Source organism: Desulforhabdus sp. TSK (assembly GCF_022836495.1).
Classification (GTDB): domain Bacteria; phylum Desulfobacterota; class Syntrophobacteria; order Syntrophobacterales; family Syntrophobacteraceae; genus Desulforhabdus.
On the sequence record NZ_BQXM01000023.1, the window covers coordinates 51,301 to 71,117 of the forward strand.

Annotated in this window: 15 protein-coding genes and 1 rRNA gene; 11 read left to right on the forward strand and 5 right to left on the reverse strand. The window is 57.5% G+C overall.

The window, feature by feature from the left end; genetic code table 11:
• The first annotated feature begins 52 nt into the window (after window positions 1–52).
• The 7 genes from MWC30_RS14130 (at window position 53) to MWC30_RS14160 (ending at window position 7,555) form a co-directional block, all read left to right on the forward strand.
• A complete protein-coding gene (locus MWC30_RS14130; RefSeq protein WP_244084844.1) occupies window positions 53–949 on the forward strand; it encodes a transporter substrate-binding domain-containing protein in 897 nt (298 codons plus the stop codon).
• A 61-nt stretch (window positions 950–1,010) separates the two neighbouring features.
• On the forward strand, window positions 1,011–3,272 hold the full coding sequence (locus tag MWC30_RS14135) for an ATP-binding protein (RefSeq protein WP_244084845.1): 2,262 nt from the start codon (window positions 1,011–1,013) through the stop codon (window positions 3,270–3,272).
• A gap of 96 nt (window positions 3,273–3,368) precedes the next feature.
• A complete protein-coding gene (locus MWC30_RS14140; protein WP_244084846.1) occupies window positions 3,369–4,319 on the forward strand; it encodes a transporter substrate-binding domain-containing protein in 951 nt (316 codons plus the stop codon).
• Window positions 4,320–4,421: 102 nt separating this feature from the next.
• Complete coding sequence (locus tag MWC30_RS14145) at window positions 4,422–5,258, forward strand: 4Fe-4S binding protein (protein ID WP_244084847.1); 837 nt, start codon at window positions 4,422–4,424, stop codon at window positions 5,256–5,258.
• Between the two features lie 90 nt (window positions 5,259–5,348).
• Window positions 5,349–5,840 (forward strand): DUF3124 domain-containing protein, encoded by a 492-nt coding sequence (locus MWC30_RS14150; protein WP_244084848.1) that lies wholly within the window; start codon window positions 5,349–5,351, stop codon window positions 5,838–5,840.
• A 212-nt stretch (window positions 5,841–6,052) separates the two neighbouring features.
• Window positions 6,053–6,529 carry a YbhB/YbcL family Raf kinase inhibitor-like protein gene (locus MWC30_RS14155; protein ID WP_244084849.1) on the forward strand — a complete coding sequence of 159 codons (477 nt, stop codon included), beginning with the start codon at window positions 6,053–6,055 and terminating at the stop codon, window positions 6,527–6,529.
• 411 nt (window positions 6,530–6,940) lie between these two features.
• Entirely contained in the window at window positions 6,941–7,555 is a 615-nt protein-coding gene (locus MWC30_RS14160) for a MarC family protein (protein ID WP_244084850.1), read from the forward strand.
• 76 nt (window positions 7,556–7,631) lie between these two features.
• Here the strand turns inward: MWC30_RS14160 and lpdA are convergent, their stop codons facing one another.
• The 5 genes from lpdA to MWC30_RS14185 form a co-directional block, all read right to left on the reverse strand.
• Entirely contained in the window at window positions 7,632–9,065 is a 1,434-nt protein-coding gene (gene lpdA, locus MWC30_RS14165) for a dihydrolipoyl dehydrogenase (RefSeq protein ID WP_244084851.1), read from the reverse strand.
• Between the two features lies 1 nt (window position 9,066).
• Window positions 9,067–10,404 (reverse strand): 2-oxoglutarate dehydrogenase complex dihydrolipoyllysine-residue succinyltransferase, encoded by a 1,338-nt coding sequence (gene odhB / locus MWC30_RS14170; protein WP_244084852.1) that lies wholly within the window; start codon window positions 10,402–10,404, stop codon window positions 9,067–9,069.
• Between the two features lie 141 nt (window positions 10,405–10,545).
• Window positions 10,546–13,251, reverse strand: coding sequence for a 2-oxoglutarate dehydrogenase E1 component (locus MWC30_RS14175; protein WP_244084853.1), 2,706 nt, complete (start codon window positions 13,249–13,251; stop codon window positions 10,546–10,548).
• A 246-nt stretch (window positions 13,252–13,497) separates the two neighbouring features.
• Window positions 13,498–16,296, reverse strand: coding sequence for a glycosyltransferase (locus tag MWC30_RS14180; RefSeq protein ID WP_244084854.1), 2,799 nt, complete (start codon window positions 16,294–16,296; stop codon window positions 13,498–13,500).
• A gap of 89 nt (window positions 16,297–16,385) precedes the next feature.
• On the reverse strand, window positions 16,386–16,718 hold the full coding sequence (locus MWC30_RS14185; protein ID WP_244084855.1) for a hypothetical protein: 333 nt from the start codon (window positions 16,716–16,718) through the stop codon (window positions 16,386–16,388).
• 15 nt (window positions 16,719–16,733) lie between these two features.
• On the opposite strand from MWC30_RS14185, the gene MWC30_RS14190 reads away from it, so the two are divergent.
• The 4 genes from MWC30_RS14190 to MWC30_RS14205 all read left to right on the forward strand — a co-directional run.
• Window positions 16,734–16,889 carry a hypothetical protein gene (locus MWC30_RS14190; RefSeq protein ID WP_244084856.1) on the forward strand — a complete coding sequence of 52 codons (156 nt, stop codon included), beginning with the start codon at window positions 16,734–16,736 and terminating at the stop codon, window positions 16,887–16,889.
• Between the two features lie 5 nt (window positions 16,890–16,894).
• Window positions 16,895–17,878, forward strand: a complete 984-nt coding sequence (locus tag MWC30_RS14195) for an ABC transporter ATP-binding protein (protein WP_244084857.1) — start codon at window positions 16,895–16,897, stop codon at window positions 17,876–17,878.
• Window positions 17,879–17,888: 10 nt separating this feature from the next.
• Window positions 17,889–18,890: an ABC transporter ATP-binding protein gene (locus MWC30_RS14200; protein WP_368860860.1), complete on the forward strand. Its 1,002-nt coding sequence runs from the start codon at window positions 17,889–17,891 to the stop codon at window positions 18,888–18,890.
• Window positions 18,891–19,335: 445 nt separating this feature from the next.
• Window positions 19,336–19,817, forward strand: a 16S ribosomal RNA gene (locus tag MWC30_RS14205); the annotation flags it as partial.

Genomic DNA, 19,817 nt, shown 5'->3' on the forward strand with positions numbered 1-19,817 from the left:
ATTCAATGAAGGGTATGCGGCTAAGAGTCAAATTTCAAACTTAGGGCTGACTATGAGATTGAAAAAGAGCAATCACGTTTTTCCGGCCTTTTGGGCCGGGGCTCTCACCCTGTTTTTGGCACTTTCCATGGCTTCCGCTTTTGCTGGAGATCTTTCGGAAATCAAGGAACGGGGAGTCCTGCGGCACCTGGGGGTGGTCTATTCCAACTTCGTGACCGGCAGTGGAGACGGCCTCGATGTGGAAATGGTCAGGCTCTTTGCCGAACATCTGGGAGTCAAATATGAATTTGTCGAAACCACCTGGGTCGACGCGGTCTCGGATTTGATCGGAAAGAAGGTTGTTCCCAGGGGGGACAACATAGAAATCTCCGGAGACGCCCCTACCAGGGGAGACATCATTGGAACGGGGTTCACTATTCTCCCCTGGCGGGAGAAGATCGTGGAGTTCTCCGTTGAAAGTTTTCCCACTCAGATCTGGCTCGTCACACGGGTCGATTCCCCTCTGGTTCCCATTCAGCCGAGCGGCGACATGGAAAAGGATATCAGTGCGGTGAAAAGGCAGCTGGTGAACCAGAGCGTTCTGGGGGTCGAGAGGACCTGCCTGGATCCCAACCTGTACGGCCTCAAGGAGGCGGGCGCCTCCACCATCCAGTTCACCATGACCCTGAATGCTCTTGTCCCCGCCGTCATCAACGGAGATGCTCAAACCACGATCCTGGAAGTTCCCGACGCACTGGACGCTCTGCAAAAATGGCCGGGAAAGATCAAGGTCATTGGCCCGTTGTCTCCCATGCAGAGCATGGCCTATGCTTTCCGAAAAAATTCGCCCGAACTGCGCGACTCCTTCAACGCCTTCCTGCAACAATGCAAAAAGGATGGGAGGTATTCCAGTCTGGTGAAGAAGTACTACCCTCTTGTATTCAACTATTACCCTGATTTTTTTCAATGAGCCCGCGTTGATGATGCGGAAGCACCGTTGTTGACCGTCATGACCCATGCAGGTCAGGCAAATGATTTTTCGTAAAAAAGAAAGTCTGGCTGCTCTTTTTGCGGGCGTAGTCCTGGTGGGCTACATCGGTTTTTTACTGGTTGCCAACTATCTTTCGCAGGTAGAGCTTCGCAAGTCCGCCGTGGAACGTCTGATCGAAGATATGAAGAGTCGTGCCGCGGCTGTGAGCTATTTTGCTTCCGAGAGGATCAACGATTTGAAGGAACTGGCTGCCGGTAAGGAGCTGGCGTTTTTTTTCGCAAACAAAGCGTTGGGCATGTCCATGCAATATGGGTTGTCTTCCAATCTACAGGATATCGCCAGCAGCTTCGACCGCCTCATCAGCGAGAAGAAGCTTGGCACGGATCCCATTTATGACCGCATCGATTTCATCAGCACCATCGATGACCTGCACGTGAAGCGGACGACCGATCGCGGCCCCCTGGTCATGGAAAATGGGCTCCAGGAATTTCTCTTTGCCAATCATTCCGGTGTCGGCATCAAGGTGCACAGCCTCATGGGCAGGTCCACCATGACCTTCTCCCTGCCTTATGTATACAAGGACGCGCTCGTTGGGCATATTGTGACGTGGGTGGGGACGGACGTCATCTACAGGCATCTCATCCAGGTGGGGGGAGTCTCCCTCAAAAAGGTCATCTACATTGGATACGAAGGCGGCTACTTACCGCTCCCCGCGGGTGTGGAGGATTTTGTCAGGGTGTCGTCGCTGCCCCCTCCTTCCGAGGTCTTGCCGCGCGATCTTTACCCTTTCGTTGGAATGACACAGGACGACCACCGCAGCGATTTTCTGGCTCTTCGGATACCGGTTGAAAATACGCCTTTTTTCCTCCTGGCAGTGATGCCCCACAGTGAGGTTTTCGGACGAACGAGCCTCTGGCGCCTTTTTCTCCTGTTGGGTGCGCTGTCCCTCGTCGTTTTGTTCAGTATTCTCGCCCTGCTGTACATCAAGGACCAAAACCTCATCCTTCGGATTCGCCTTGATGAGTCCAACAGCAGGCAGGGGGAGATCGCCAGGAAAAACCTGCAGCTCCAGCAGGAAATTTTGGATCGTCACGCCGTGGAAAAGGCTCTGCGTGCCTCCGAAAAGAAATATCGCGAGCTGCATGAGAGCATGAGAGACGGCTATATCTGTACCAACAGTGAAGGAAAAATCATCGAGTACAACCCGGCCTTCCGTGAAATGCTGGGCTTCTCTGAAGAGGAAATGGCTTCCTGGGTCTACGACACCTGGACTCTGAAGGAATGGAGGGACCTGGAAGGCCGGATTGTTCAGCAGCAGGTATTGGCGCGGGGCTACAGCGACCTCTACGAAAAGGAATACCGGCGGAGGGACGGAGCCATTTTCCCTGCAGAGCTGAGGACATACTGCCTGACCGACGGGGGCGGAAAGGTGGTCGGAACCTGGTCCATCGTGAGGGACATCAGCGATCGGAAGCAGGCGGAGCGGGAGCTGCAGCGGGCCAAGGATGCTGCCGAGAGCGCCAATCGCGCCAAGAGCCAGTTTCTGGCCAACATGAGCCATGAGCTGAGAACCCCTCTGAACCATATCATCGGCTTTACGGAACTGGTTCTCTATAAGCATTTCGGGGATTTGAACGCGACACAGGAGGAGTATCTGAACGATTCCCTCCAGAGCAGCCTCCATCTGCTGGCACTGATCAACGATATCCTGGATATTTCCAAGGTTGAGGCCGGCAAAGTGGATCTGAACCTGTCCGATGTCCATCTGAAGAAGCTCCTGGAAAACAGTTTGAATATGATCAAGGAAACGGTTGTGACCCACAGGATTCAGGTGACGACAGACCTGCAGGGGCTGCCGGAAATTCTGCGTGTCGACGAGCGAAAGCTCAAACAGGTCCTTTACAATCTGCTTTCCAATGCAGCGAAATTCACACCGGACGGGGGGAGCATTGCTCTGGCGGCTCGACCCGTTGCCCTGGAAAGAGGCTTCGTGATGACGGGTGACGGCAGAAAGATCGAGCTCCCTGTGGAAGCCATACCGTCGGATGGAGCTCCGGCCGCATTCATTGAAATCATCATCCAGGACACGGGAATCGGGTTGCGTGAAAGCGACCTGGACCGAATCTTTGAGCCCTTTACACAGGTGGAAAGCTCCTCCACGCGAAAATACCAGGGAACCGGCCTGGGGCTTTCATTGAGCAAGAATCTCGTTGAACTTCACAGGGGAAGAATCTGGGCCGAAAGCGAAGGAGCCGATAAGGGGGCTGCCTTTCATATTCTTCTTCCTCTTTGCACTGGATGAAAACGATTGTCGGCTCTTTTCGCATCCTCTGTCATGTTAATTGCATGGTAACAGGGATAAAGTAGAGCGGTGAGTAACGATAGATGGGGGGATAAAATGAAAGACAAGCGAAAAACTCTATTTTCGTGGGTTGCACGATGTCTGGTGCTGGCAACGCTCGTTGCTTTTTCCGCTGAAATGGTGCGGGCGGGGGATTTGGACGAGCTCAAGCAGCGGGGAGTCCTCCGGCACCTTGGCGTCCGCTACGCCAATTTTGTAACGGGAAGCGGCGACGGCCTCGACGTCGAATTGATGAAGCTTTTTGCCGATCATCTGGGGGTCACCTATCAGTACGTGGAAACCACCTGGGAGAGGGCCATCGGGGATCTGACGGGAAAGCTCATCGAAGTGAAGGGAGAGGACGTCAAAATCAAGGGCGATACGGAAATCAAGGGTGACATCATCGCCAACGGCTTGACCCTCCTGGCCTGGCGTGAAAAGATCCTGGAATTTTCCATCGCGACATTTCCGACGCAGGTGTGGCTGCTCACGAGTGCCGACTCTCCAGCCAATCCCATCCAGCCATCCCAGGACATCGCTCAGGACATCGCCGCCACGAAAGCCCTCCTCACGGACTACAAGATTCCCGAAGTCATAGGAATAGCCAACACCTGTGTCGATCCCCGCCTCTATCAACTGGAGCCCACCGGCACGCGCATCCGCCTGGTGGATCTGAATTTGAACGAACTGGCTCCGGCTGTTATAAATGGTGTCTCGGGGGCGACGCTTCTGGATGTGCCGGACGCTCTCATGGCCCTGGAGAAGTGGACCGGCCGCATCAAAATCCTCGGGCCCATTTCCAAACCCCAGGTGATGGCCTGTGGATTCGCCAAAACGTCACCGGAGCTTCGAGCCGCATTCAACGCCTTTTTCGAAGAATGCAAACAGAAGGGAATCTATCGGGATCTGGTCAAAAAGTACTATCCCCTTGCCCTCACATACTTTCCGGAGTTTTTCGACGTGCGGGAGGCGGGAGCTGCCCGGGGATCATCGAAATCCATGAACTGACGGCAGGGATTTACGCCGACCGAGGGGGAAGGTACCGAATATCGCTTGGAGGGCTCCCTGACCGCACGTGCCATTTTTCAACCTGAGAGGAAGGACGGAGATTTGAACCATTTCATTGTCTACAGCTCGCCATCGGGTTCAACGCGCCATATAGCTGAAACAATATACAAAAGACTCCTTCAAGAGGGGTGCGCCGCCACCCTGTGGGATTTGGGGAAGGGAGCGGACCGTCAAAATATTGCTCAGTCCTTGAGGGAGGTGCACGAGCCTCTTTGCCTCTGGATCGGTTCCCCCGTCTATGTCGATCATGCCGTTCCTCCCGTGGAAGCCTTTCTGGATGATCTCCCTCCCCTGAAGGATGCGGCAGGTGTTCCCTTTGTGACGTGGGGAGCTGTCAGCAGCGGAGTAGCCCTCCTGGAAATGGGGCGCAAAATGAGGGAAAAAGGCCTCGCGGTATTGGGAGGCGCGAAGATTGTCGCTCTGCATTCTTTCATGTGGAAATGCCGGAATCCCCTGGGAGCAGGGCGTCCGGCTCCGGAAGATGAAGAGGCCGTGGAGGCTCTCGTGGATAAAGTCCTGGCGAAGCTTTTGGCGGGCGATATGGCCCCCCTCTCGTTGAGTGTCCTCGACTACCTTCCCCCGGAGCGGAAAAAAGCGGCGGAGGGGAAGAGCATTTTACAGCTCAAGAAGCTGCATCCTGAATTCGCTTTCGATGCAAGCCGGTGTACCCAGTGCGGTGTGTGCCGGGAGGCCTGCCCGGCCGATGCCGTTTCCCTGGATCCCTATCCCCGGGTTTCTGACAGCTGCTTCCTTTGCGGGACCTGTGCACGGCTCTGCCCGGAGGATGCCGTTGTTCTGGATCTTTCTTCCCTGGAGGAGTATCTCCCAGGCATGTCGAGAAAGAATGACGAAAAGCCCCTCACCGAGATTTTCTTTTGATCCTTTTGTATGTTAACTTATTAACATAATAGATCTTGTCATGTTGCCGTGTGAGGCGAGTTTTCAAACGGCTCAGAGGAGTTGCCAAGGATGATCCCACCCAGGGTTCATTTTTTGAAAATCTGCAGTGCGGCGTGTGCTTTGATTCTTGTTTGGAGTCTCCAGGGTTTTTGTCAGGCATCAGAGCACATCACGTTGAGTGACACAGTGTATGTTTCTGTTTATTCCAATATTTACTATGGAACGCGAGGGCGTCCCTTTCAGCTGGCGGCGACCCTCAGCATCCGCAACACAGACCCCAAATACCCCATCAGTATTGTCTCCGCTGAATATTATGATTCGGAGGGCAACAAGATTCGCGACTTTATGGAAAAGCCCCTGGAGCTCAAGCCTCTGGCTTCCACCTATTTTTATGTCAAAGAGGCGGATACACAGGGGGGCTCGGGAGCGAATTTTATCGTTCGATGGAATGCACGCCACAAGGTCAACCACCCCATCATTGAAACGGTGATGACAGGAGTGGAATCCGGGCAGGGCATTTCCTTCATCTGCCCGGGAGTGAGCATTACGGAGCACAAGTAATACGTTCTATCCTCATCCGCCTCTATGGAAGGGAGAAGAAAATGGCCTGGTTTGGTTTTATTCTGCAGGGGTGTGGAAAGTTACTCTCCCGGCCGCTCACCGTCTCGAGTGCTTTCCACCGGATGGTTGCGGTTTTCTTGTTGGCGATGGCCGTCGGCTATCCTTTACCCCTGACGGCAGAAGGCCGGGAAACTCAAAAAGGAGGGAAAACCATGGCTCTCACCATTACCTCACAGGCATTTTCCCAGAACGGCTCCATCCCGCGTCGTTGCACTTGTGATGGAGAGGACACGTCTCCACCGCTGGAATGGTCGGGGCTGCCTCAGGGAGCCAGGAGTTTGGTTTTGATTGTGGACGATCCGGACGCCCCGGATCCCAAGGCTCCGAAAATGACGTGGGTGCATTGGGTCCTCTACAATATCCCTCCCAGTGCAACGGGTCTGGTGGAGGGAGTGAAGGCCGAAGCCCTTCCTGAAGGGACAAAGGAGGGGCTCAACGACTGGAAACGGACAGGCTACGGCGGGCCCTGCCCTCCGGTAGGCCGCCACCGCTATTTCCACAAGCTCTACGCGCTCGACACCGTGCTGGACGATCTCGGCAAGCCCACGAAAGCTCAGCTGGAAAAAGCGATGGCCGGACACGTCATCGCACAGAGTGAACTAGTGGGAACCTATCAACGCTCGCGCTAGGACGGGCCGGGGAAAGTCCCCAGTTCATGGGACAGTGCCGTTCCTTCCTTGAGCGGGGGCAGGCAATATTGTTGACTCAATCGACTGGAGCGAACCTCAATGGAATCTCAAGAGGAGCGAAAGGGGTCTTGCTCAGCCAAAAATACCGGGCTGGAGCTGTATTGCTACAAATGCGGCAGGGAACTGCCGCTGCTGCACCCACATATCATGGTTGAAAGAACCGATGAAGACGAGAATCTCATCTGCGAGTGGTGCTATGAAGCATCCTGCACGGCGAAAAAGCCGGAGTGAAGGCCGGGCACCGTTCCCATCGCCATGAACGCGAAAGCACCCCAACGGAACGGTCCTATGCCTCCACGGGAGCCCTGATCGTCGAGCCGACCCCCTGTCCCTTTTCATAGAATGCCGAACATGAGCGATGCGGTAGGTTTTTTCGTCAGTGTCTGGATCAAATTTTTCTTTCTGCTGACCCCCTTTTTTGCTCTGACCATGTTTCTCACCCTGACAACCGGCCAGGAGGCGGGGCTGAGAAGGCTCCTGGCGCTGCGTGTGACCGTGTCGGTGATCTTCGCCTGCTTTGCCCTTTATTTTTTTGGAAACAGCATCTTCCACATCTTCGGCATCACCCTGGACTCCTTCCGCATTGGCGCGGGAGGCCTCCTGTTCCTTTCAGCGGCCGACCTGGTGAGAAAGACATCTCCGTCGGCGGCGCCTTCTGCGGAGGAGCACAACGACATCGCCGTCGTTCCTCTGGCTGTGCCCATCATCGTGGGGCCGGCAACGACGGGTGCCCTCCTCGTCATGGGAGCGGAAACCCAGGACACGTTTCTAAAGGTTGTGGGATGTGGAGCACTCCTGGCCGCTGTCCTGTGCGTGGGATTGATGCTTTTCGTCGCACCGACCATCGAACGGGTACTGGGGCGCAAGGGGCTCAATATCCTGAGCAAGCTCACCGGACTGGTCCTCTCCGCCCTGGCCGCCCAGATCATGTTTACCGGAATTCGGAACGTCCTTTTAATCCATTAGGAACATTCGACTGCTCTTCATACGTGAGCGTTGTGGGCGTCAGGCAAGAAACGGGCATCCTTTCCGGCGCATCAGCTCAGGGCCGATGGGCTACCTGCTTTTTTACAGCCATCGCAGCTTCATGGACGGCTTCGGAAAGAGTGGGATGTCCGTGAACGACCCGAGCGATATCCTCCGCCCTGGCATTGAATTCCATGGCCATCACACACGCAGCGATGAGCTCGGAGACGCGGGGGCCGATGAGGTGCACTCCCAGTACCCGATCAGTACGGGCATGAGCGATGATCTTGGCGAAGCCTTCCGTTTCTCCCAGGGATCGAGCCCTTCCAATGCCGGCAAAGGGGACGACTCCGATGGAATATTCGACTCCCCGCGTCTTCACTGCTTCTTCCGTCAGTCCGACACTGGCCACTTCGGGTGAGGTGTACACGACAGCGGGAATGGTATCGTAGTTGACTTCTCCCGGGAGTCCCACCATGCCTTCAACGGCGGCAACGCCTTCAGCCGAAGCCTTGTGAGCCAGCATGGGGCCATCGACGAGGTCCCCGATGGCATAGATGGAGGGGATGTTCGTTCGGTAACGGGTGTCCACCGCTATTCTCCCGGTTCCCGGCGTCAGCTTCACGCCGACCGCCTCCAGGCCCAGGCCGGCCGTGAGGGGACGCCGTCCCACGGCTACCAGCAGGCGGTCGCACCTCATGAGCTCTTCTCCCCTCGAAGATTCCACAGTCAGGTGGACCTCGTCGTCCACCACCTGTGCACGGGACACCTTTGTTTCCAGATAAAACTGGAAGCCCTGTCTGCTCAGGGCACGTTCCATGGCCCGCCGGGTCTGGGCGTCCAGGGATGCCGCGATGTGGGGAAGCATTTCGATGACGCTCACCTGCGCTCCGAGGCGGCGCCAGACGGAGCCCAGCTCCAGCCCGATGTAGCCGCCGCCGATGATGGCGAGATGACGGGGAACGGCCGGGAGGGCCAGTGCTTCCGTGGAACTGAGTATGTGCCTTCCGTCAAAAGGGAGCGACGGCAGGGCCACCGGCTCACTGCCGGTGGCCAGGAGAATGGCGTTGCCCTTCAAGATGCGGTGCGCCCCTCCCGACGATGAGCGTTCATCCCCCGGCAGGGTCACCTGGACTGTGTCTTCCGCCGTCAGGCGGCCCGTGCCGCGGACGATTTCGACGCGGTTTCCGGCGAGCAGCTTGCTTACGCTTTCAGCGAGCCCCCGGACGATCTCGGCCTTTCTCGCCATCATGGCGGAGAGATCGAAGGTAAGCTCTCCCACCTGGATTCCGTGAGCGGCCAGGCGTTCTTTGGCGAGCAGGTAGTATTCGCTGGAATCCAGGAGGGCCTTGCTGGGAATGCATCCATAATGGAGGCAGATTCCTCCCGGGTGCGGTTCCTTCTCGATGCAGGCGACTTTGAGGCCCAGCTGGGCGGCGCGGACGGATGCCATGTATCCCCCCGGGCCCGCTCCCACGACGACCAGGTCATAGTGCTCTTCGGCAGCCATTCTATATCTCCAGCATGAGGCGTTCGGGATGTTCGACGCCTTCCTTGATGCGCTTCAGAAAGGTCACGGCTTCGCGACCATCGATGAGGCGATGATCGTAGCTGAAAGCAACGTACATCATGGGTCGGATCACGATCTGTCCGTCCATCACGACAGGGCGGTCTTCCATCTTATGGAGTCCCAGGATCCCGCTCTGAGGGGTGTTGAGGATGGGGGTGCTCAGCAAGGAGCCGAAAACTCCCCCGTTGCTGATGGTGAACGTCCCTCCCTCCAGGTCGGAAAGCTGAAGCCGGTTTTCCTGGATCTTCTTTACAAAGTCCACAATCGCCTGTTCCAATTGTGCAAAACCGAGTCGATCCGCATGGCGGATGACCGGCACCACGAGCCCTCTTTCGCCACCGATGGCCACTCCCACGTGGTAGTAATGATGGTAGACGATGTCCTGCCCCTCGATGAAGGCGTTTACTTCGGGAATTTCCTTCAAGGCGGCCAGGGCAGCCTTGATGAAAAAGGACATGATCCCCAGGGAAATCCCATGCCTGGCCTTGAAATCGTCTTGAAACCGGCTGCGGAGCTCCTTCACGCGCGTCATGTCGATTTCATTGAATGTTGTCAGCATGGCTGTATTCTGCCGGGCTTCCAGGAGGCGCTCCGCGATGCGCCTGCGGATGGGCGTCATGGGCTTTCGACTGGTGCTTTCTTCGGGGAGGCCCGATCCCGGCTCTGCGTCCCGGGGCTGGAGAGGGCGTGTCTTTCCGGTCTCGGCCGAGGGCTGTTCCGGCAGAGGGGCGGGCGCCTCCGCTGCCTCCGATGCAGGGGAAGATTCCTCCAGATACAATAGAACGTCCCCTCGCGTGAGGCGGCCTCCCGGCCCTGTCCCCGAAATCCGCGACGGGTCGATTCCTTTTTCCTCCACGAGCTTCCGTACTGAAGGGGGCATCGTGTGATCCGATTTCGATTCCGAAGGCGGTTCTTTCCCTTCGTGGGGCACAGCTGGGGGCTCCAATTTCCTCTCGGGTTTGGGCGGAGGCGGCGCAGCTTCGCCCATTTCCTTGGTGGTCTCCCGTTTCCCCGTATCGCCGGGAACGGTCTTTGCTCCTTCTGCAGTTGTTTCAAGGGTGCCGACGACTGCTCCAATGGATACGGTTTCTCCGGTTGGAACGAGGATTTCCAATATACCGTCCGCTTCGGCGGAGATTTCCAGAGTGACCTTGTCGGTTTCAAGGAGGAACAAAATCTGATCCTTTCGCACCCGATCTCCACTGCGTGCATACCATTCAGCCAAGACCGCCTCTCGTACCGACTCACCGACTTCAGGCACCTTGATGTCTATCTTCATGCTGATTGCTCCCGATTTTTTTAAAACGTGCTCGTCTTGAAGTCCTGGTCCTCTTTCCCATGAGAGCGGCATGATTGCCGCTCGTTCGGCAGGGCCGCCTTCTAGGGCGGCGCAGGCAGATGGGATGCGTGCAACGTCTTTTTAGCCGAGGGCCTCATCCAGGAGGGCCGCAAGCTCCAATTTGTGTGTCGTATGGTGGCCCGTGGCGGGGCTGGCTGCTTCAGCCCTGCCGATGTACCGGGGAGAATGGCCCAGCAGGCCTGCCAGGCGGGGCTGCACGAAGCTCCATCCCCCCATGTTCCGGGGCTCTTCCTGAACCCAGAACCACTCACGGTCGAGGCCATACCGGTCTACGATTTCCCCCAACGCCTTTTCCGGAAAGGGGTAGAACTGCTCCATCCGCACCAGGGCGCAGTGGGAGCCGGTACCATTCTTCCGATGCTCCAGGAGGTCGTAATACACCTTGCCGCTGCAAAGGAGGATGCGCTGGGGCTCACTCACGGAATCCGTGTCGCCGAGGACTTCCTGAAAACGGCCCGCCGTCATTTCCTCCAGGTTCGAGACAGCCAGGGGATGCCGCAGGAGGCTCTTGGGACTCATGACAATGAGGGGCTTTCGGAAGTCCTGCTTCATCTGGCGCCTCAGGAGGTGAAAATACTGAGCAGGGGTCGTGGGGTAGCAGACCTGCATGTTGTCTTCAGCGCAAAGTTGCAGGAAACGTTCCAGCCTGGCGCTGGAATGTTCCGGACCCTGTCCTTCCAATCCATGGGGCAGCAGGAGAACCAAGCCGCTCCGGCGTTGCCATTTGTATTCCGCACTGGAAATGAACTGGTCGATGATGACCTGCGCATTGTTGGCGAAATCCCCGAACTGAGCTTCCCAAAGCACCAGAACGTGGGGACTCACCAGGGAATAGCCGTATTCGAAGCCCATGACGGCATTCTCGGAAAGCATGCTGTCGTACACCATGTAGGGGGCCTGCTGGTCACTCAGTCCATTCAGGGGAGTGTAATGCTCGCCCGTGTGCATGTCGGTGAGAACACTGTGCCGCTGGCTGAAGGTGCCGCGCCGGCAGTCCTGTCCGCTCAATCGTACGGGAACCCCTTCCTGGAGCAACGATCCGAAGGCCAGCAGCTCTCCAGTGGCCCAGTCGATGCCCTCACCCTTTTCCACGGTTTCCAGCCGCCGGTCGAGGATCCGTTCCAATTTCCGGTTGAGGCTGAATCCCGGGGGCAGGGTGTGCATTCTGCGGGCGATGGAGACAAGCTCTTCCGCTTCCACTCCTGTTTCCAACGGGGCGGGGGAGGACGCTTTGCCGATCCCGTCCCAGCTTTCGTAGTAGCGGCTTTCGGGAGGAGCACAGGTTTTCCCCCTGCCGTCGTAAGCCCGCTGCAGGCATTCGTTGATGCCGCCCTGGATCTGCTCGAGATCATCGGAAGTGATGACGGCTTCGTCCTTCAGCTTCCCGGCATAGAGCTCATAAACGGGAGGCCGTTCCCGAATGCGGTCATACATCTGTGGCTGCGTGTAGTAGGGTTCGTCACCCTCATTGTGGCCATGACGGCGATAACAAACGACATCGATCACGACATCCTTGGCGAACTGTATGCGATAGTCACAGGCCAGGCGGGTGACGTGCACCGCGGCCTCTGGATCTTCTCCATGCACGTGAAAGATGGGTACCATGAGCATCTTGGCCACATCGGTGGCGTACCGTGTGGAACGGGCGTCTTCCGGGAGCGTCGTGAAGCCGATCTGGTTGTTGATGACCAGGTGGATGGTTCCTCCCGTGCGGTAGCCTTCCAGCTGGGATAGGTTCAGAGTCTCCGCTACAATGCCCTGGCCGGCGAAAGCCGAATCACCGTGGATGAGGACGGGAAGGACGCCTTTTCCCGCAGTGTCGCCCGACTGATCCTGCCTGGCCCGTGCGATGCCTTCCACGACGGGGTCTGCCGCTTCGAGATGGCTGGGATTGCTCGCCAGCAGGATCCTGAGGGCTTTGCCTTGCCTCGTTGCGATGTCCGTCATGTATCCCTTGTGGTACTTGACATCTCCGCTGCCCACCAGGGATTCGGGATCGTAGTTGTCTTCAAATTCGCAGAAGATCGCTTCATACAGCTTCATGAGAATGTTCACCTGAACATTGAGGCGTCCCCGGTGGGCCATCCCGAGGATGACTTCGCGGCAGTCTCCCTGTCCCAGGTGCTGCAGGAGGGCATCCAGCATGGGGATGACGGTCTCGGCGCCTTCGAGAGAAAACCGCTTTTGGCCCAGGTACTTGGTGTGGAGGAATTGCTCGAAAAGTGTCGCCTGGCAGAGCTTGTTCAGGATGCGAACCTTGGCTCCGGTATCCAGTTGCGGCCGATTGCGCGCGGGTTCCATGCGCTCCTGAAGCCAGCGACGCTCTTCAGGGTCTTGCAGGTGCATGTATTCGACACCGATGGAGCGGCAATAGGTTTCTTTCAGGGACTGCAGGATTTCACGGAGCGGGGTCTGACCGGTTTCACCGGAAAGATTCGTAAAAAACTGCCGATCCAGGTCCTCCTGGGAAAGGTGAAATGCCGAGAGGTTCAGGAGTGGATGGTCGGTGGGGCAGCTCATGAGGGGATCCAGGCAGGCCAGCAGATGCCCGAGATCCCGGTAGCGGTAGACGAGCTCATTGACGCGGGATTGCCGCAGTACCTCTTGCTTGTCGCAAATACCGACGGCCTCCCGTTCTGGAACAGCCCCCAGTTCGAAACCCTCGAAAAAAATCCGCCATTCAGGAGAAACCTGCTCGGGAGCAGACTTCCAGAGCTTGTACTGCGAATCGATGAAATCCGCATTCCAGAAAAGCGAAATGTCCATAGGCTGGTAACCTTTCAGGATTGAGCGCGTTGGGATTTGGCAGGATAGACCGGAACAAGAAAACAGTCTTCAAATCCAGTGATAAAATCACCTCATGCAATAGAGCTTCTGCCGATGCGACCGATGCCTGATTGTACTCCAAGCAGCGCTCGCCTCAAAATAAAAAGGGTGCCGCCCTTCCTCGTGGGAAGGGCGGCACCCTTTTAAACATCAGCCTGTATCCCTAAAATTTTTCTGACGCAGCCCTCATTTTTTGCTCTTCTGCAGGGGATTAAAGACGCAGACCATGGCAGAGAGGGCCCCCGCGCATTCCTTGAAGATGCGCATCATGAAAAGCCCCGCCACCGCCATGAGCACCCCCGAGGCAACCCATGCCTGGCTCATTGCGGCGCCGGCCGAAAGGGCGGCAAAGAGCAGGGTGGCGACGATCCCCGCAGGGGCGCATCGCGGCCAGGTGCGGAACCGAACGAACTGTTTCCCTCCGCCATGCTCTTCCACTGCCATCAGGACCCGCACACAACCCAGGAGCCCTCCGCGCAGTTCCAGGTCCCAATGATCGTAATCCCCTCCGCGAGAGACTACCTTGCGAAGCCCTTTCATGCTGTTTTCCAGAGACTCCAGCCAGTCGATGGGGGAATGCCATTCTTCACTCCACACCGTGAAGGTCTTGGGGAGCGGCAGCGGCAGCGAAATGCCCGTCACGGAACAATCCCTCCACGGGGTCAATCCCAGGCGGATTCGACCCATCAGGCGCGCCAGGGGCTGAAGCATATGGAGAGAGGCCGTCAATGCTCTCAATTTCAGCTGCTCCATACGCGATTTCCCCGCTGAGTCAAAATCCAGCCTGGCGGCGCACAGGCAGACATGGACGAGGGGAAGCAGCACCGCCGTGGCCATCATGGGCAGAGCCAGGAGCAGGGGCGTCCACTGGATGCCGAGGAGAGAGAGGGCGGCCAGGGCCGCGACCACTACATACCATTCGGGCATCATGGGCAGCGACCACAGGAGGCTCGGTGCCGGCTGATAGATGGACTGGAACAGGGCGCTTCCCCACGTTCCCTGGTAGATCCTTCCGCGCAGGGAGCCCAAAAGCTGTTCGAAGCCCTTGAAGTAGAGGCGTCCAGCCCAGGGTACGTGGCCGGCGGCATTGTATTTTTCAGGCCATTTTTTCTCCAGGTCCGCTTCGGCCTTGCCATAGTTCAATTGCTGCTTCCAGTAAGTCTTCACCGAGTTGCGCCGGTGGTGCCATACCATGGCGGCGGGACTGAATCCCAGGGTCCAACCCTTCTGCTGCAGGCGCCAGCAGAGATCCACGTCGTCACCGGCGATGCGGAATCGGTGGTCGAAGCCGTCGATGGCTTCGAGCGCCGCCTTGCGGAAGGCCATGTTGCAGCCGGGAATGTGCTCCGCTTCCTGGTCCGTCAGCAGCACATGGATGGGGCCGCCGGGGGCGTTGGAAACACATTCGGCAATGGCGCCGTCATCCGGAGGTGGGAGGTTGGGTCCGCCGACCCCCACATGATTCGAATTGAGGAATGTGGCCGCCAGATACGTCAGCCAGTGCGGGTCGGGTCGGGCGTCGTCGTCGATGTAAGCGACGATTTCGCCTTTCGCTGCCCGCATGCCCGTGTTGCGAGCGCTGCTCAGGCCGCGGTTTTCGGTGGTAATGACCCGGAATCCGTATTCTGCGGCGATTTCCCCCGTCCCATCCCTGGAACCGTCGTTGACGACGATGACTTCGAAGTTGGGGTATTCCAACTTCCGCAGACCGCTCAGCGTATCCCGAATGGTGCGCTTCCCGTTGTAGGTGCATACGACGACGGAAATGCTGGGCCAGTTCAGGTCGGGAGGAAAGGGCACTTCGGCATAGGCCTTCCGGATGGTTTCAAGGGATGCCTTGGGATTCCGGTCGCGATCGGTTACCCCAAACCCCCAGTCCTCGATGTCGAAGCCTCCCCGGTGCCATTCGTCCGTCCAAGAAAAGACAAAAACACCCGAACAGCCCGCCGCGAACGTCGAACGTATCTGCCAATCGAGCATTTTAGCCTGAGCTTCCTCGCCGTTGCGCATGCTGTCGAGGCCTATTTCGGCCATGACCAGGGGCCGGTCTCCGGCGATATTCTGGAGCCGCGCCAGGTACCCGTCCAGCTTTTCCTTCGTTTCGAGATAGACATTGAAGGATGTAAAATCCATGAAGGGAAGCTGCAGGTATTCCGTAGTCGGAAAGTTCACGTAAGTCACCAGCGCCTGGGGATCTTCCGTCTTTGCGGCGTTGTAGAGCCTTTCCAGGAAGCCCTCGATGCGGCGCCGCCCGTACCAGCGTACGATGGAGGCGGGGATTTCGTTGCCCACGGTAAAGCAAAGGAGCGCCGGGTGGCCTGCACAGGCCCGCACGCCCGCGCGAACGCGGTTTTCGATGTCCCGCATGAGCTTCCTGCTCTCCATGAAGGCGATGTGCTCTTCCCAAGGCAGGCCAACCATGACGCGGAGTCCATGCTTCTGGGCGATGTCGAGCAGCCAGCGGGGAGGAACCGTGTAGGTGCGGACGGCATTGATACCGTACTCCACCATTTTGGCGAAATCTTTTTCCACCTGCTCGGGCGTGTGGTATTCGCAGCCCTCCTCGTCAGGGCGGAAGGGGCCGTAGGTGATGCCGCGCATGTAGAACTTTTCGTCACCCACGAAAATGAACTTGCCCTTCACACAGGGACGGACGCCTTCCACCACCGGGATGGACTTGGGCGGGTTCAGATAAAATTCGGCAATACCCGTCGTCGGTCCCATTTTGGAGAACACAGGGCGAACCACCTGGGAATCGTCGGGCTGGGTCCTGAAGAAATCGACGTCCAAATCCTTGCCGTTGCGATCTACGGGGGGAACCACCTCGGAATTTTCTGCGGAAGCCTGACCGTAAACAGGCTTCAAGGTCTCCGAGACACCTTCGGTCTCCATGGCGCCGTCATGCTCATCCCTGGTGACCTGCTCCCGGGCAACCGCGCCTCCCGTAACCAGACTTATAATGCTGCTCAATGCAAGTTTTCCCATCTTGACCTCGCTCCATTCTTCAGATGAATTATTTCCAGCACCCTGACTCTGTGTAGACTTTTCACCGTTTGTTGCACACGACGGGTCCATTATCCAAAAGGCGTGCCAATAAATAAAATTAAATTAAATCCATTATTTAATGGTTTATGCGCATTCTGTTCCCCCTTTGGGTTACGATTCTTGCGCACATGGGTTACCATACGTGCGCAAAGAGGGTGCATTGGGAAGATGCTCTTTATAAGGTTCTGAAAATAAAAGAATAAAATTAGAGGCAGCAGAAGGTGCTCGAGGGAGATTTCGGGGAGCGGGAAAATCGCGTGCGGAGCATCGCCAAAAGCTTTTGGCAAATCGGAAGGCTTGCGTGTATGTTTACCGGGGGATGCTCCCAGGATTCGGCGCGGCGCAGGATCCTCGGAATCCATGGGAGGAGCGGGCTCTTGCTCCGCTGCTCGATGACCAGCCCTGCCCGGCCGCCGGGGCATTCTCTTGAAGGCATGCGGCTGCACTGGACCCATTGTTACGAGTCTCTGGACCAGCCCGATCTCTCTCCCGAAGGGGTGGAGGGGTGGCTGGCTCTGGCTGCGGAGGGATGACAGGCATGAATGCGCCACTACTGGAAATCAGGGACTTGCGGACCTATTTCCATACGGAGCGTGGTACGGTCAAAGCCGTCGACGGGGTGAGTCTTCGCCTGGAACGGGGGCATGCCCTGAGCATCGTGGGGGAGTCCGGCTGCGGCAAGACCGTCACGGCTCAATCCGTTCTGCGCTTGATCCCGTCGCCTCCCGGGAAAATCGTTGGAGGCGAAATTCATTTCCAGGGTCAGGATCTGCTCTCACTGTCCGACGAAGAAATGAACGCCATTCGGGGCAACCAGATTTCCATGATTTTTCAGGAGCCCATGACAGCGTTGAACCCGGTGTTTCGCGTGGGAGATCAGATCGGCGAGGTGCTTTTGCGGCATAAAGGGCTTCGGAAGGCTGAAGCTCTGGATCGCTCTGTGGAGCTCCTGCGGCAGGTGGGGATTCCCTCGCCCGAAGCCCGTGTCCAAGACTATCCGCACCAGATGAGTGGGGGCATGCGCCAGAGGGTCATGATCGCCATGGCTCTCGCCTGCAATCCTCGGCTCATCATTGCCGATGAGCCCACGACAGCCCTGGACGTCACCATCCAGGCGCAGATCCTGGACATACTCCGGGAATTGCGGGAAGCTACCCGGACCGCCATTCTCCTCATCACGCACGACCTGGGAGTGGTGGCTGAAATGGCCGACCAGGTGGCCGTCATGTATACGGGCCGCGTCGTGGAAGAAGCCGCGGTGCTGGATCTTTTCAACGATCCCCTCCATCCCTACACTCAGGGGCTCATGCGGTCCATCCCCGGAAAGGCTTCCCAGGAGGGCAGAAAGAGACTGGACGCCATACCGGGTGTCGTTCCCAGTCTTTTGGACCTTCCCCGCGGGTGCAAGTTCAACACGAGGTGCCCTCACGCTTTCGACCGATGCTTCCAGGAGCCCGAGCCCTCACTCCTGTGCCCCAAACCCGGACACGCCGTACGCTGCTGGCTTTACGAGGAGACATGACTTGGAGCAACTGCAGGGAGCTGAAAATCTCCTGGTCCTTGGTGGGGTGAAGAAATACTACCCCATCACGCGTGGAATCCTGCATCGCAGGGTCGGGGATCTCAAAGCGGTGGACGGCATCGACCTGTCCGTGCGTCGGGGGGAAACCCTGGGGCTGGTGGGAGAGAGCGGCTGCGGAAAGTCGACTCTGGGCAGGATTATCCTGAGGCTGGAAGAGCCGACGGAGGGCGAAGTATTTTACGACGGCCGGAACATCCTGGAGGCCTCTCGTGTCGAAATGCAGCTTCTCCGCAGGAAAATGCAGATCATTTTCCAGGATCCCTATTCTTCCTTGAACCCGCGTCAGACCGTTGGGCGGATCATCGGAGAGGGCCTCAACATTCATGGGATCGGGGTAGGCCGCGAGCGCAGGGAGCGAGTGGAACAGGTTATGGACGTGGTGGGGCTCCGGCCTGAAACCATTCACCGCTACCCCCACGAATTCAGCGGGGGGCAGCGTCAGCGTATCGGAATAGCCCGGGCTCTGGCTTTGAACCCTGAATTCATGATCTGCGACGAGCCTCTCTCCGCCCTGGATGTTTCCATCCAGGCGCAGGTGATCAATCTTCTCCAGGACCTTCAGGAGCAGTACGACCTGACCTACCTCTTTATTTCCCATGACCTTTCGGTGGTCAAGCACATCAGCGACTGTGTTGCCGTCATGTACTTGGGGCGGCTCGTGGAGCTTGCGGCGAAGAGGGACTTGTTCGAGAACCCGTGTCACCCATACACTCGGGCGATTTTGAAGGCCGTGCCCGTTCCCATGCCGGGGGCGCGGAAGGAGCGCCCGAAGCATCTGGAGGAGGGCTCGGAAGCTCACAAGCCCCTCCTCGGATGCGCATTTCAGCCCAGGTGCCCGGAAGGGGAGGCGGCCTGCAGCCGCGAGGCGCCTCTTTTCCGTGAACACCGGCCGGGCCACTGGGTGAGATGCTTCAAGTGCGTCCCTGGCGGAACAGAAACTGTCGGGCCGTGATGGCCGGTGGAAGCATCTTTCTGCAAGCTGCAATGAGATCTACCGAAAGGAGAGCCAGATCTCAAAGCCAGCTGAGGAAAAAAGGGTTTGACAGGTAGGGGGAGTGGGTGTAGAAGGACGACTTCGCAGCGCGGGAAGGGTCTTGGATCAGGGGGGCCGTCGTGGTGCGGGAAAAAAGTAAAAAAGGTGCTTGACAGAGAAAGAGAGAGTGTGTAGAAAGGCACCTTCGCTTCGGGAAAAAGAGACGGCGGTCGGGGACGGAAAAAAAGTTCTTGACGGAAGGAAGTGGAAGGGTTAGAAAGGCGGTCTCTTGCAGGGGCAAGAAAAGAAGCCCTTGACGAAGCACGGGGAGCGTGATAGATTGACACTCCCTTGAGCAAGGCAAGGTCTGTTCTTTGGAAACTAAATAGTGAGTAGCGTGTCGGGCCAAAACAGTTTTTCGGAATAACTGGAGAGTTTGATCCTGGCTCAGAATGAACGCTGGCGGCGTGCCTAACACATGCAAGTCGCACGAGAAAGTCTGCCTTCGGGCGGGCGAGTAAAGTGGCGCACGGGTGAGTAACGCGTAGGTAATCTACCCCCGGAACCGGGATAACAGTGCGAAAGTGCTGCTAATACCGGATACGATCTTTCGGCGGGAGCTGGAAGGTGAAAGTCGGCCTCTCGAAGAAGCCGGTGCTCGGGGATGAGCCTGCGTCCTATCAGCTAGTTGGCAGGGTAATGGCCTACCAAGGCGACGACGGGTAGCTGGTCTGAGAGGATGATCAGCCACACTGGCACTGAAACACGGGCCAGACTCCTACGGGAGGCAGCAGTGAGGAATTTTGCGCAATGGGAGCAATCCTGACGCAGCAACGCCGCGTGGGTGATGAAGGCCTTCGGGTCGTAAAGCCCTGTCAGGTGGGAAGAATGTCCCGGGACTGAACA

Coding starts and splice junctions, on each gene's coding strand:
- MWC30_RS14175 (WP_244084853.1), bottom strand. CDS start 13,251: ATGGACATTTCGCTTTTCTGGAATGCGGATTTCATCGATTCGCAGTAC.
- MWC30_RS14140 (WP_244084846.1), top strand. CDS start 3,369: ATGAAAGACAAGCGAAAAACTCTATTTTCGTGGGTTGCACGATGTCTG.
- MWC30_RS14130 (WP_244084844.1), top strand. CDS start 53: ATGAGATTGAAAAAGAGCAATCACGTTTTTCCGGCCTTTTGGGCCGGG.
- MWC30_RS14150 (WP_244084848.1), top strand. CDS start 5,349: ATGATCCCACCCAGGGTTCATTTTTTGAAAATCTGCAGTGCGGCGTGT.
- MWC30_RS14135 (WP_244084845.1), top strand. CDS start 1,011: ATGATTTTTCGTAAAAAAGAAAGTCTGGCTGCTCTTTTTGCGGGCGTA.
- MWC30_RS14195 (WP_244084857.1), top strand. CDS start 16,895: ATGAATGCGCCACTACTGGAAATCAGGGACTTGCGGACCTATTTCCAT.
- MWC30_RS14185 (WP_244084855.1), bottom strand. CDS start 16,718: ATGGATTCCGAGGATCCTGCGCCGCGCCGAATCCTGGGAGCATCCCCC.
- odhB (WP_244084852.1), bottom strand. CDS start 10,404: ATGAAGATAGACATCAAGGTGCCTGAAGTCGGTGAGTCGGTACGAGAG.
- MWC30_RS14180 (WP_244084854.1), bottom strand. CDS start 16,296: ATGGGAAAACTTGCATTGAGCAGCATTATAAGTCTGGTTACGGGAGGC.
- MWC30_RS14155 (WP_244084849.1), top strand. CDS start 6,053: ATGGCTCTCACCATTACCTCACAGGCATTTTCCCAGAACGGCTCCATC.
- MWC30_RS14160 (WP_244084850.1), top strand. CDS start 6,941: ATGAGCGATGCGGTAGGTTTTTTCGTCAGTGTCTGGATCAAATTTTTC.
- lpdA (WP_244084851.1), bottom strand. CDS start 9,065: ATGGCTGCCGAAGAGCACTATGACCTGGTCGTCGTGGGAGCGGGCCCG.